Genomic DNA, 11,782 nt, shown 5'->3' on the forward strand with positions numbered 1-11,782 from the left:
GTCGATCCAGAACGTGAGGATCTTCGCCCCGGCCACGGCCTCGAAGCCGACCACGATCACCCAGAAGTACCAGTAGAGCCAGGCCACGGAGAAGCCGGCCCAGCCGCCGAGTGCCCGGCGCGAGTAGTCGGAGAACGAGCCGGTCGACGGGTTGGCCGTGGCCATCTCGCCGAGCATCCGCATCACCAGGATGATCAGCGCGCCGGTGATGAGGTAGCTGAGGAACGCCGCCGGTCCGGTCTCGTTGATGACCACCCCGGAGCCGACGAAGAGGCCCGCGCCGATCACGCCGCCGATGGCGATCATCGTCAGGTGCCGTTGCTTGAGTCCTCGCCGGAGTCCGGGTGCCTCCGAGTGGGCTGCTGGGGTGGACTGGGCCATGGGAATCCTCATTCGCGCTCGCGTTCGCCGGTGCGGCCTGCAGGGCCCTTTACCCGATGTGAGCCTCGTCAACCATCCCGGCGCGAATCGGGTAGCCCTTCTGCGTCGCGAGATCCGCTGACCGGGGGCCTTCCTCTGTCAGGATTCCGTCATGTGGCAGCCCGAGCCAGGCTGGCATGCGATGCCCGGAGGCACCAGCATGTCGACGGTCGGCGTCTGGCGGACGGTCCTCGACGACCGGCCCGTGGTCGTCAAGCGGTTCGCCGCGCCCTCCGAGAACGATCCGGCCGAGCTCAGCGACCGGCGCCACTTCGCCTACTGGCGCCGGGCAGCCGACGTGGCCGCTTCTGGGTTGGTCGTCGCAACACCCGGCCTCCGGGGGCCGCTCGACGCGGTGGTCGAGGAGGACGTCGACGGGATCACCCTGGTCCAGGACTGGGTCGAGGACGCCGCCAACAGCGGACTGTTCGCGGCGAACGCGATGGGGCGCTTCGCCGGAGCCGACCTCGGGACCCTCGACTGGCTGGCCCGCGACCAGCTCCGCGACCGGCTGGACAGGGTCGAGCGCCGCGGCGGCTGGCAGACCCTCGAGCGGACCACCGTGGCCGACGTGGCCGACCACCTGTGGCGCCGGCGGCACGCGTTCCTCGACGACCTCGATCAGCTGACGCAGGTGCCCCAGCACGGCGACCCGGTGCCGGACAACCTGCCCGGCCGCGAGGGCGACGAGGTGGTCGCCATCGACTGGGGCATGCTCGGCCACGGACCCGTCGGCGCCGACCTCGGTTTCTACCTGCTCTCGGCCCGCGAGGAGTTCGAGCCCCTGGTCGACTGCTATCTCATGGGCCTCCCACCGGGGCTCGCGACGCGTGAGGAGGTGGAGCTCGGGGCCCGGGTCACCGCCGTCTACACGGTCCTCAACCGGGCCGACTGGGCCCTGGCGAGGGTGGCGGGAGGAGAGGGCGCGCTCGCGGCGAAGTACCGCCACCCCAGCGTGGCGCCGTACCTGCGGGCGCTGCAGCGACAGTTTCCCCTGATCGAGGCGCTCCTCGGCTGACGCCGGCTCAGAGCTGTGCGGCCGAGAACGTGTCGCAGGCCTCCATGGACCCCTCCCGGTACCCGGTCAGGAACCACCGCTGGCGCTGCTCGGCCGACCCGTGCGTCCATCCCTCGGGGTCGACCCGCCCGCCCGACCGCTGCTGGATCCGGTCGTCGCCCACCGACTTGGCCGCGGCCACCGCCTCGGCCATGTCCTCCTCGGTGATCTCCTCGATCAGCGCCTGGCCGGACCGGTCGTCGGTGGAGGTGGCGGCACCTGCCCACATGCCGGCGTAGCAGTCGGCCTGCAGCTCGAGCCGTACGGCGTCGCTCTCCGGCCCCTGCTGCGTGCGGACCCGGCCCATGGCGCCGGTGAGGTTCTGGATGTGGTGGCCGTACTCGTGGGCGAGGACGTAGGGCTCGACGAACTCACCCGCCGGGCCACCGAGCTGGCCCTGCAGGACGTCCTCGAAGAACGTGGTGTCGAGGTAGATGCCCCGGTCCGCCGGACAGTAGAACGGACCGACCTGCGAGGTCGCCTGGCCGCACCCGGTGGCGATCGCCCCGGAGAACGTGGTCAGCCGCTCCTGCGGGGCGAACGTCGTCCCCGACTGGGACTCGAGGTTGTCGCTCCAGAAGTCGAAGAGGGAGTTCTCCACGGCCACCCGGGCGCAGTCCTCGTCCCGGTTGGCGTCCTCACCGGTCTCGCAGTCGGCGTACCGGGTGCTGTCCCCGCCGTCGATCCGGGTGGTGTCGAGACCATCCGGAAGCGTCGAGCCGCCACCGTCACCGAGGACCTGGGTGAGCACGATGAACAGGATGACGACCACGACGGCGCCGATGCCGCCGCCCGCCTTGGCCCCGCCGGGGATCGGGATCCCCGCTCCGCCGCCTCCTCGACCACGTCCGCCGGCGTCCGAGACGCGGCCGCGGTCGAGCCGGGCCCGGGGGTTGAAGCGCACCGAACTACACTAGCGACCCTGATGATCACCGCGCAGCGCCTCGAGGTCCGCGCGGGGGCTCGTCTCCTCATGGACAACGTCAGCTTCCGCGTCGCTGCCGGCGACAAGGTCGGGCTGGTCGGGCGCAACGGCGCCGGCAAGACCACCCTGACGAGGATCCTCGCCGGAGAAGGGCTGCCCGCGTCCGGCACCGTCCTGACCACCGGGGAGGTGGGCTACCTCCCGCAGGATCCCCGCATCGGCAACCCCGACATCCCGGCCCGGGAGCGGATCCTGTCGGCTCGCGGTCTCGACGACGTCGTACGCCGTCTGCGGGCGGCCGAGGGCGAGATGGGCAGCCACGACGCGGCGGTCCAGGAGCGCGCGATGCGCCGCTACGCGCGGGCCGACGCGGAGCTCCACGCCGGAGGCGGCTACGCGGCGGAGTCGGAGGCCGCGCAGATCGCCCACAGTCTCGGCATCGAGGACCGGCTCCTGGGCCAGCCCCTGCGGACGCTCTCGGGCGGCCAGCGGCGGCGGGTGGAGCTGGCCAGGATCCTCTTCTCCGGAGCCGACACGCTCCTCCTCGACGAGCCCACCAACCACCTCGACGCCGACTCCATCGTCTGGCTGCGGGAGTTCCTCAAGGCGCACAAGGGCGGCCTCGTGGTGATCAGCCACGACAACGCCCTGCTCGAGGCCACCGTCAACCGGGTCCTCCACCTCGACGCCAACCGGGCCGAGATCGACGTCTACAACATGGGCTGGCGGGCCTACCTGCAGCAGCGCGAGACCGACGAGAAGCGCCGCAAGCGCGAGCGGGTCAACGCCGAGAACAAGGCCAAGACGCTGACCGACCAGGCCAACCGGATGCGGGCCAAGGCCACCAAGGCCCAGGCGGCACAGTCGATGCTCAAGCGGGCCGAGAAGCTGAAGGCCGGCATCGAGGGCGAGCGGCGCGCCGACAAGGTCGCCCGGATCAAGTTCCCGGCGCCCGCGCCGTGCGGCAAGACGCCGCTCACGGCGGCGGAGCTGTCGAAGTCCTACGGCTCGCTCGAGGTCTTCACCGACGTCGACCTGGCCGTCGACAAGGGCTCCCGGGTGGTGATCCTCGGGCTCAACGGTGCCGGGAAGACGACACTGCTGCGCATCCTCGCCGGAGTCGACGCCCCCGACACGGGTGAGGTCACGCCCGGTCACGGGCTCAAGCTCGGCTACTACGCCCAGGAGCACGAGACCCTCGACACCGGCCGGACGGTGCTGGAGAACCTCCACTCCGCGGCGCCCCAGCTCACCGACACCGAGGCGCGGTCGGTGCTCGGGTCGTTCCTGTTCTCCGGGGACGACGCCAACAAGCCGGCCAGCGTCCTGTCCGGAGGCGAGAAGACCCGGCTCGCACTGGCCATCCTCGTCGTCTCCAGCGCCAACGTGCTGCTGCTCGACGAGCCCACCAACAACCTCGACCCCGCCTCCCGCGAGGAGGTCCTCGCCGCGATCCGGACCTACCAGGGCGCGATCATCCTGGTCACCCACGACGAGGGCGCGGTGTCGGCGCTGGAGCCGGACCGGGTGCTCATCCTCCCCGACGGGGTCGAGGACCTCTGGAACCAGGAGTACGCCGACCTGGTGGCGCTGGCCTGACCCGTCGGTGCCGGCTCCTAGACTCCGGGAATGACGCCTGACGACATCGCCGCAGCCGGGCTGCGCTTCCAGGTCGAGGGAGCGGTCGCCACGATCACCCTCGACCGGCCCGAGGTCCGCAACGCCCAGACCCCCACCATGTGGCGCACCCTCGCCGCGATCGGGCGCGAGATCCCCGACGAGGTGCGGGTCGTCGTGGTCCGCGGGGAGGGGAGCAGCTTCTCCGCCGGCCTCGACCGAGCGATGCTGGAGCCCGGGGGAGGAGACGGCCAGGAGACCGTGGCCGCGCTGCTGGCGCAGTCCGACGACGAGGTCTCGGCGACCATCGACGAGTACCAGCAGGGCTTCACGTTCCTTCGTGACCCCCGGTTCGTCTCGATCGCGGTCGTCCAGGGCCATGCCGTCGGCGCCGGCTTCCAGCTCGCGCTCTCGTGCGACCTGCGGGTGGTCGCCGACGACGTGCAGTTCTCCATGAAGGAGTCGGCCCTCGGGCTGGTCCCCGACCTGACGGGAACAAAGCCCCTGGTCGAGAGCGTTGGCTACCCGAGAGCGCTGGAGATCTGCGCGACCGCGCGGAGCGTCGGCGCCACCGAGGCACTCGAGATCGGGCTGGTCACGGTCGCCGTACCCGCCGCCGACCTCGACGCCACGGTCGCCGATCTCGTCAGCGCCCTCACCGCACCGATGCCCGGTGCGGTCCGGGAGACCAAGGCGCTGCTGCAGGCGGCGTCCGGCCGGAGCCTTGACGACCAGCGCCGCTTCGAACGCGAGGCACAGATCCGCCGGTTCCGGGAGCTGGCGGGTCTGCTGGCCGGGCAGGACTAGGAGGAGGCAGCAGGTGTCGCTCAGCATGGGCATGGGCCCCGCGTGGCGCCACATGCGCACCGACCGCGACGCGGTCAAGTCCCGGGTCGAGCGCGGGACCGTCCGCCGGGTGGTCGGCTTCGCGCGCCCGCACCGCGCCGCCATCGCCGCCTTCCTCCTGGTCACCGTCGTCGACGCCGGACTCGTGGTCGTCAACCCGCTGCTGGTGCAGCGGCTCATCGACGACGGCATCAGCAAGGGCGACACCGGGCTGGTGACCGTGCTGGCCCTGACCATGGTCGGGGTCGCCCTGCTGGGGGGCGTGCTGTCGGTCATCGGTGGCTACTTCTCGGCGCGGATCGGCGAGGGTCTGATCTTCGACCTCCGCAACCGGGTCTTCGGCCACGTCCAGCGGCAGTCGCTGGCCTTCTTCACCCGCACCCAGACCGGCGCCCTGGTGTCCCGGCTCAACAACGACGTCATCGGTGCCCAGCGCGCGTTCACCTCGACCCTGTCCAGCACCGTCTCCAGCGCCATCTCGGTGGTGGTCGTGGGGGTGGCGATGTTCGCGCTCAGCTGGGAGGTCACGCTGCTGTGCCTGGCGCTGTTCCCGATCCTGCTGGTGTCCTCCCGCATCGTCAGTGCCAAGCTGGCGAAGCTGACCCGTGAGCAGATGGACGGCAACGCCGACATGGGCAACGCGATGACCGAGCGCTTCAACGTCGGCGGGGCGATGCTGCTCAAGCTGTTCGGCGACCGCGGCACCGAGGACGCGCTCTTCGCCGCCAAGGCCGGCCACGTCCGCGACCTGGGCATCCGGATCGCATTGATCACCCGGATCTTCTTCGCCGCGATGCTGCTCGTGCCCGCGCTGGCGACCGCCGTCGTCTACGGCGTCGGCGGCCATCTCGCCATCTCGGGCACGCTCACCGTCGGCACCATGATCGCGCTGGCCACCCTGCTGCTCCGTCTGCTCGGGCCACTGCAGAGCCTCTCCAACGTGCGGATCGACGTGATGACCGCGCTGGTGAGCTTCGAGCGGGTCTTCGAGGTGCTGGACCTGCCCTCCCTGATCGAGGAGAAGCCCGACGCGGTGGCGCTCCCGCCTCAGGCGTCGCGGCTGGAGTTCGACGACGTCACGTTCACCTATCCCCGCGCCGACGAGATCTCGCTTGCCTCGCTCGAGTCGGTGGCACGGACCGAGTCCCGCGACACCGGGCAGGTGCTCAAGGGCATCTCCTTCACGGCCGAGCCCGGTCAGATGGTGGCGCTGGTGGGTCCGTCCGGGGCGGGCAAGACGACCGCCACCCACCTGGTGGCGAGGCTCTACGACACCGACAGCGGCGTCGTCCGGGTCGGCGGGCAGGACGTCCGCGACGTGACGCTCCAGTCCCTCGAGGACGTCGTCGGCTACGTCACCCAGGACGCCCACATGTTCCACGACACGATCCGCGCCAACCTGATGTACGCCCGACCGGCCGCGACCGAGGTCGAGGTGTGGAAGGCACTGGAGTCGGCCCAGATCGCCCGCCTGGTCCGGTCGCTGCCCGACGGGCTGGACACGGTGGTCGGGGACCGTGGCTACCGCCTGTCCGGGGGCGAGCGGCAGCGCCTCGCGATCGCGCGGCTGCTGCTCAAGGCGCCCTCGGTCGTGGTTCTCGACGAGGCCACGGCCCACCTCGACAGCGAGTCCGAGCTCGCGGTCCAGCGCGCGCTCGACGCCGCGCTCGAGGGCCGTACCTCGCTCGTGATCGCCCACCGGCTCTCCACGGTGCGCAACGCCGACCGGATCCTGGTCCTGGACGATGGCCGGATCGTCCAGGCGGGCACCCACGCGGAGCTGCTCGCGCAAGGTGGGCTCTACGCCGACCTCTACCGCACGCAGTTCATCCAGGACGCCCCTGTCGCCTGACCTCGCTAGGGTCGACGCATGGACCTGCAGCTGAAGGACCGGGTGTACGTGGTCACGGGCGGAGCGCGCGGCCTCGGCCGGGCAACCGCAGACAGCCTCGTCGCCGAAGGTGCCCGCGTGGTGCTGTCCGGGCGCACCGCCGAGTCGCTGACGGCTGCCGAGCAGGCGCTCGGGGAGGCGGCCGTCTCCGTCGTCGCCGACAACGCCGATCCCGAGACACCGCGACGTCTGATCGCCGCTGCCCGGGACACCTGGGGCCGTCTCGACGGGGCGCTGATCAGCGTCGGCGGCCCGCCGAAGGGCCCGGTCACCGGGATCGACGACAACCAGTGGACGGCCGCCTTCGGGTCGGTCTTCCTCGGCGCCGTACGACTGTCGCGGGAGCTGGGCAAGGAGCTTGGTGCGGGTGGCTCGCTGGCGCTCGTCCTGTCCTCGAGCGTCCGTGCCCCGCTGGCCGACATGGCCATCTCCAACGGCCTGCGTCCCGGGCTGGCGATGGTGGCCAAGACCCTTGCCGAGGAGCTCGGCCCGCAGGGCGTCCGGGTCAACGGGCTGTTGCCCGGGCGGATCGGCACCGAGCGGGTCGCGGAGCTCGATGCGGCCGGAGGCGACCCCGAAGCCGCCCGCGCGGCCGCGATCAGGACGATTCCGCTTGGGCGCTACGGGGAGCCCGAGGAGTTCGGCCGGACGGCGGCGTTCCTGCTGTCACCGGCAGCGTCGTTCGTCAACGGCGCCATGGTCCCTGTCGACGGCGGCATGCTGCGGGCGCTGTAGGGGGAGCGTCCGGTCACCCGGGCTGTTCGCGCTTGCGCCACTCGTCGTAGGCGAGGTAGCCGAAGCCGACGATCGCGAGTGCGCCGAAGAACCACCACTGGAGGCCGTAGAAGAAGTGCGGGCCGTTGTCGAGCTCGGGCGGCTCCGCACGGGCGAGCGGCGTGTCGGGCGCGGGGTCCTCGGACTTGAGGTCGACGAAGCCGCCGTACACCTCCCGGTCGAGTGCCTCGCCGATCCGCTCGCTCGAGATCGCACGCGTCGACAGGGCCCCATCGGTGGACGCCGACGACACCGCCGTACTGTCACCGGTCGCGTCGGCACGCACCCAGCCGGTGACGGTCACCTCTCCCGACGGCGGGGCCGGTGCGTCGACCGGCTCGGTGGCGTTGTTGCCGGTGGCCAGCCAACCCCGGTCGACGAGCAGCGCGGGGCCGTCGTCGGTCACCAGGGGGACCACGACATCGCTGCCGGAGGCGCCGTCGCGGGTCCGGTAGCGGACGACCACGGTGTCGCCGGCGGCATAGGTCCCGGTCGCCGTGACCACCCGCCACTCGTCCGCCTCGTCGACCGGTCGGTCGGGCGCCAGGACGTCGGAGACGGGAGCTGCGGGAGCCGACGTGTTGCGGGCGACGATCGCGTTGAGGTCCTTGCGCTCGGCCAGCCGGTGGAACTGCCACTCGCCGAGCAGCCAGGCGACCCAGGCCAGCAGCGCGACCGTGATCGCGAACAGCACCCAGCGTCGACTCACCAGGAACCGCAGCGACCGCACGCCCGCGAGGTTAGCCGGGGCCGCCAGCGGACTTGCTCCGGGCCATTCGAGTTGGGGCCGTCCCGCCCGTAGACTCCCGAGGGTGACCACGCCAGTGACGACCCGACCCCTCGAGGACCGGTACGGCCGGGTGGCCACCGACCTCCGGGTCTCGCTGACCGACCGGTGCAACCTCCGCTGCTCCTACTGCATGCCGGCCGAGGGGCTCGACTGGCTCCCGGGCGACGACATCCTCACCGACGACGAGGTCGTCCGGCTGATCGAGATCGGCGTACGCCGCCTCGGGATCCGGGAGGTCCGGTTCACCGGCGGTGAGCCGCTGGTCCGGCGCGGCCTGGTCGACATCGTCCGGCAGGTGAACGCGATCGAGCCTTCGGTCGAGCTGTCACTGACGACCAACGCCCTCGGACTGGCCCGGACCGCGGTGGCGCTGAAGTCGGCGGGTCTGGACCGGGTCAACGTCAGCCTCGACACGGTGCGGCCGGACACGTTCCAGACCATCACCCGGCGCGACCGCCTCCACGACGTGATCGAGGGCCTGGCAGCCGCCCAGGACGCCGGTCTGGTGCCGGTGAAGATCAACGCCGTGCTGCTGCGCGGGACCAACGACGACCAGGCGCCGGAACTCCTCCGCTGGGCCATCGAGCGCGGCTACGACCTCAGATTCATCGAGCAGATGCCGCTGGACGCGCAGCACGGCTGGAGTCGGGCGGAGATGGTGACCGCCGAGGAGATCTTCGCCCACCTCGAGCGGGAGTTCGTGCTGAGCCCCGTCGACGAGCCGCGGGGCAGTGCGCCGGCCGAGCTGTTCCGGGTGGACGGCGGACCGGCCACCGTCGGGGTGATCGCGTCGGTCACGCGACCGTTCTGCGGCGACTGCGACCGAGTACGACTGACCGCCGATGGACAGGTGCGCAACTGCCTCTTCGCCCGGGAGGAGTCCGACCTGCGGGCCGCCCTGAGGGGCGGGGCGACCGACGACGAGCTCGCCGAGCGTTGGGTCATCGCCATGCGCGGCAAGCGGGCCGGCCACGGCATCGACGACCCCGCGTTCCTCCAGCCGGACCGGCCGATGTCGGCCATCGGGGGTTAGTGGACCGGAGACGTGTCAGCGGATCCGGTGCAGGTGGTCTGGTCTACGAGTCGACCGGACGGTCTTCGACGGGCACCACGTCCTTGAGAAAGCTCCGCGCCGCCAGGAACTCGGTGAGGGACCCGCGGTGCTCGTCACAGGCCAGCCAGGTCTTGCGCCGGTCCGGCGTGTGCAGCTTCGGGTTGTTCCAGAGCAGGGCCCAGACCGCGGCCGCGGTGCAGCCCTTGGCCGAGCAGGTCAGCGGATCCTCCACGTGGTGCATCGTGCCAAACGGGACACGAGCGCGGCACGGCGGCGGGCCACCGAAGAGAAATGGTGCCGGACGACCACGGGGGAAGTCGTCCGGCACCGGAGCGAACCGAGACGGGGGAGGCTCAATTCGCCCGAGCGATTGTTGCATGCGCAATTACTTTGTCAACCGTCTACCTCCCGGCGCGTCCTCGTCTCACCGAGATCGAGGTTCAGTCCGGAGTGGGGAGCTCCCGGTGGGTGGTCGCACCCGGGCGCAGCGCGAAGTCGTCGCTCTTGCTGTGCGACGCGTTCGCCATCACCACGGCGAAGTAGGGCAGCAGCAGCGCGGCGGCGACCAGCACCCACCGCAGCCAGCCCTCGCCGACGAGGATGGCCGCGACGAAGCAGATGGTGCGAATGGTCATCGAGATGACGTAGCGGCGTTGCCGTCCCGCGATCTCCTCGTTGCGGCTCGCCGAGGCGGTCGTGATCCTGACCGCGTCCCGGTCACCGTGCTGGTCCCGGGCCATGCTCCTCATCGTACGTCGCTACGATCAGAATCCCTGAGGGGCAGTGCGCCCGTCATCACGTCGTCACCGGGAGGCATCCATGTCCAACCGCACGTACCGCGTCACCGAGATCGTCGGCACGTCGCCCGACGGCATCGACCAGGCCGTCCGCAACGGCGTCGAGCGCGCCTCCCGGACCCTGCGCCACCTCGACTGGTTCGAGGTGACCCAGGTGCGCGGACAGGTCAAGGACGGCACGGTCGAGCACTTCCAGGTGGGCCTGAAGGTCGGCTTCCGCCTCGAGGATGACTGACCTGCTTTGGGCTACCGCCCGGTAGTCGCTAGCGTCGCGTGACGTGAGCGACACCAGCGAGCACGAGCCCAGGTCCGTCCTGGTCACCGGCGGCAACCGCGGCATCGGCCGGGCCATCGCAGAGGCCTTCCTCGCGAACGGCGACCGCGTGGCGGTGACCACGCGCAGCGGTGGCGCACCTGAGGGCGCGCTGGACGTCCGGTGCGACATCACCGACCCGACGGCGGTCGACGCCGCCTTCGCGAAGGTGGAGGAGGAGCACGGCCCGGTGGAGGTGCTGGTGGCCAACGCGGGCATCACCGCGGACACCCTGGTGCTGCGGATGTCCGAGGACGACTGGTCGTCGGTGATCGAGACCAACCTCACCGGCTCGTTCCGGCTGGCCAAGCGTGCCGCCAAGGGCATGCTCCGGCTGCGCCGGGGCCGGATCATCTTCATCTCCTCGGTCGTCGGGCTGCTCGGGTCGGCCGGGCAGGTCAACTACGCGGCGAGCAAGGCCGGTCTGGTCGGGATGGCCCGGTCGCTCGCCCGAGAGCTCGGCAGCCGCTCCATCACCGCCAACGTCGTCGCGCCGGGCTTCGTGGAGACCGAGATGACCGACGTGCTCCCCGAGGAGAAGAAGGCGGAGTACCGGGCGCAGATCCCGCTCCAGCGCTACGCCACCACCGGGGAAGTCGCCTCGGTGGTGCAGTGGCTGGCCTCCGACGGCGCGGCCTACGTCACCGGGGCGGTGATCCCGGTCGACGGGGGCCTCGGCATGGGGCACTGAGACATCTCGCTGGTCGAGCAGGTCGAATCCGAGTTCAAGGAGCACCACGCAATGGGCATTCTCGAAGGCAAGCGCATCCTGGTGGCGGGGGTCACCATGGACACCTCCATCGGCTTCGCGGTCGCCCGCGTCGCCCAGGAGGAGGGCGCCACGGTGCTGGTGTCCAACTTCGGCCGCGCGCTGGGCATCACGAAGCGGATCGTCGGACGACTGCCCGAGCCGGCCCCGGTGCTCGAGCTCGACGTCACCGACCCCGAGCACCTGGAGCGGCTGCCCGACCTGGTGCGCGAGCACGTCGACGGTCTGGACGGCGTGGTCCACTCCATCGCGTACGGCAACCCCGAGACGCTGCTCGGCGGCAAGTTCCTCGGTGGCCCGTGGGACGACGTCGCGCAGGCGGTGCAGGTGTCGGCGTACTCCCTGATGTCGCTGTCCAACGCCTGCCTCCCGCTGATGGGGAACGGCGGATCGGTCGTGGGGATGACGTTCGACGCCACCGTGGCCTGGCCGGCGTACGACTGGATGGGCGTCGCGAAGGCGGGCCTCGAGTCGACCTCGCGCTACCTCGCCCGCGACCTCGGGCCCGACGGCATCCGCTGCAACCTGG

General features: G+C 71.2%; 14 protein-coding genes. 9 read left to right on the forward strand and 5 right to left on the reverse strand.

The window, feature by feature from the left end; translation table 11 throughout:
• Positions 1 to 381 (reverse strand): amino acid permease (locus VFN12_RS12935; protein ID WP_325119118.1); only part of this gene is annotated, 381 nt, incomplete at its 3' end.
• Between the two features lie 151 nt (positions 382 to 532).
• On the opposite strand from VFN12_RS12935, the gene VFN12_RS12940 reads away from it, so the two are divergent.
• Positions 533 to 1,438, forward strand: coding sequence for an aminoglycoside phosphotransferase family protein (locus tag VFN12_RS12940; protein ID WP_325119119.1), 906 nt, complete (start codon positions 533 to 535; stop codon positions 1,436 to 1,438).
• A 7-nt stretch (positions 1,439 to 1,445) separates the two neighbouring features.
• Here the strand turns inward: VFN12_RS12940 and ypfJ are convergent, their stop codons facing one another.
• Positions 1,446 to 2,381 carry a KPN_02809 family neutral zinc metallopeptidase gene (gene ypfJ / locus VFN12_RS12945; protein WP_325119120.1) on the reverse strand — a complete coding sequence of 312 codons (936 nt, stop codon included), beginning with the start codon at positions 2,379 to 2,381 and terminating at the stop codon, positions 1,446 to 1,448.
• A 21-nt stretch (positions 2,382 to 2,402) separates the two neighbouring features.
• On the opposite strand from ypfJ, the gene VFN12_RS12950 reads away from it, so the two are divergent.
• The 4 genes from VFN12_RS12950 to VFN12_RS12965 are packed head-to-tail and all read left to right on the forward strand — an operon-like array spanning position 2,403 to position 7,491.
• Complete coding sequence (locus VFN12_RS12950) at positions 2,403 to 4,001, forward strand: ABC-F family ATP-binding cassette domain-containing protein (RefSeq protein WP_325119121.1); 1,599 nt, start codon at positions 2,403 to 2,405, stop codon at positions 3,999 to 4,001.
• Positions 4,002 to 4,031: 30 nt separating this feature from the next.
• Positions 4,032 to 4,826, forward strand: coding sequence for an enoyl-CoA hydratase/isomerase family protein (locus VFN12_RS12955; protein WP_325119122.1), 795 nt, complete (start codon positions 4,032 to 4,034; stop codon positions 4,824 to 4,826).
• Between the two features lie 25 nt (positions 4,827 to 4,851).
• A complete protein-coding gene (locus tag VFN12_RS12960) occupies positions 4,852 to 6,717 on the forward strand; it encodes an ABC transporter ATP-binding protein (RefSeq protein WP_414690045.1) in 1,866 nt (621 codons plus the stop codon).
• An 18-nt stretch (positions 6,718 to 6,735) separates the two neighbouring features.
• Positions 6,736 to 7,491 carry an SDR family oxidoreductase gene (locus VFN12_RS12965; protein WP_325119125.1) on the forward strand — a complete coding sequence of 252 codons (756 nt, stop codon included), beginning with the start codon at positions 6,736 to 6,738 and terminating at the stop codon, positions 7,489 to 7,491.
• A gap of 13 nt (positions 7,492 to 7,504) precedes the next feature.
• Here the strand turns inward: VFN12_RS12965 and VFN12_RS12970 are convergent, their stop codons facing one another.
• On the reverse strand, positions 7,505 to 8,260 hold the full coding sequence (locus VFN12_RS12970; protein WP_325119126.1) for an SURF1 family protein: 756 nt from the start codon (positions 8,258 to 8,260) through the stop codon (positions 7,505 to 7,507).
• On the opposite strand from VFN12_RS12970, the gene moaA reads away from it, so the two are divergent.
• Positions 8,211 to 9,353, forward strand: a complete 1,143-nt coding sequence (gene moaA / locus VFN12_RS12975; RefSeq protein WP_414690046.1) for a GTP 3',8-cyclase MoaA — start codon at positions 8,211 to 8,213, stop codon at positions 9,351 to 9,353. The genes VFN12_RS12970 and moaA overlap by 50 nt on opposite strands.
• A 43-nt stretch (positions 9,354 to 9,396) precedes the next feature.
• Here moaA and VFN12_RS12980 read toward each other — a convergent pair whose 3' ends face one another.
• Both VFN12_RS12980 and VFN12_RS12985 read right to left on the reverse strand, forming a co-directional pair.
• Positions 9,397 to 9,606 (reverse strand): acetone carboxylase, encoded by a 210-nt coding sequence (locus tag VFN12_RS12980; RefSeq protein WP_414690044.1) that lies wholly within the window; start codon positions 9,604 to 9,606, stop codon positions 9,397 to 9,399.
• Between the two features lie 208 nt (positions 9,607 to 9,814).
• Complete coding sequence (locus tag VFN12_RS12985) at positions 9,815 to 10,114, reverse strand: DUF3099 domain-containing protein (RefSeq protein ID WP_325119129.1); 300 nt, start codon at positions 10,112 to 10,114, stop codon at positions 9,815 to 9,817.
• Positions 10,115 to 10,193: 79 nt separating this feature from the next.
• Between VFN12_RS12985 and VFN12_RS12990 the strand changes: the two genes are divergently transcribed.
• The 3 genes from VFN12_RS12990 to VFN12_RS13000 form a co-directional block, all read left to right on the forward strand.
• The gene (locus tag VFN12_RS12990) at positions 10,194 to 10,406 is read left to right on the forward strand and encodes a dodecin (protein ID WP_325119130.1); all 213 of its coding nucleotides are present in this window, start codon (positions 10,194 to 10,196) and stop codon (positions 10,404 to 10,406) included.
• Between the two features lie 43 nt (positions 10,407 to 10,449).
• Positions 10,450 to 11,175, forward strand: coding sequence for a beta-ketoacyl-ACP reductase (locus tag VFN12_RS12995; protein WP_325119131.1), 726 nt, complete (start codon positions 10,450 to 10,452; stop codon positions 11,173 to 11,175).
• Positions 11,176 to 11,226: 51 nt separating this feature from the next.
• The coding region (locus tag VFN12_RS13000) for an SDR family oxidoreductase (RefSeq protein ID WP_325119132.1) at positions 11,227 to 11,782 on the forward strand (556 nt) is incomplete at its 3' end.

The sequence above is a fragment of the Nocardioides sp. genome (genome assembly GCF_035703625.1).
Taxonomy (GTDB): domain Bacteria; phylum Actinomycetota; class Actinomycetes; order Propionibacteriales; family Nocardioidaceae; genus Nocardioides.

What these genes read in the sequence shown, in the direction of transcription:
- VFN12_RS12985 (WP_325119129.1), bottom strand. Translation starts at nt 10,114, where the DNA reads ATGGCCCGGGACCAGCACGGTGACCGGGACGCGGTCAGGATCACGACC.
- VFN12_RS12955 (WP_325119122.1), top strand. Translation starts at nt 4,032, where the DNA reads ATGACGCCTGACGACATCGCCGCAGCCGGGCTGCGCTTCCAGGTCGAG.
- VFN12_RS12940 (WP_325119119.1), top strand. Translation starts at nt 533, where the DNA reads ATGTGGCAGCCCGAGCCAGGCTGGCATGCGATGCCCGGAGGCACCAGC.
- VFN12_RS12960 (WP_414690045.1), top strand. Translation starts at nt 4,852, where the DNA reads ATGGGCATGGGCCCCGCGTGGCGCCACATGCGCACCGACCGCGACGCG.
- VFN12_RS12965 (WP_325119125.1), top strand. Translation starts at nt 6,736, where the DNA reads ATGGACCTGCAGCTGAAGGACCGGGTGTACGTGGTCACGGGCGGAGCG.
- VFN12_RS12950 (WP_325119121.1), top strand. Translation starts at nt 2,403, where the DNA reads ATGATCACCGCGCAGCGCCTCGAGGTCCGCGCGGGGGCTCGTCTCCTC.
- VFN12_RS12990 (WP_325119130.1), top strand. Translation starts at nt 10,194, where the DNA reads ATGTCCAACCGCACGTACCGCGTCACCGAGATCGTCGGCACGTCGCCC.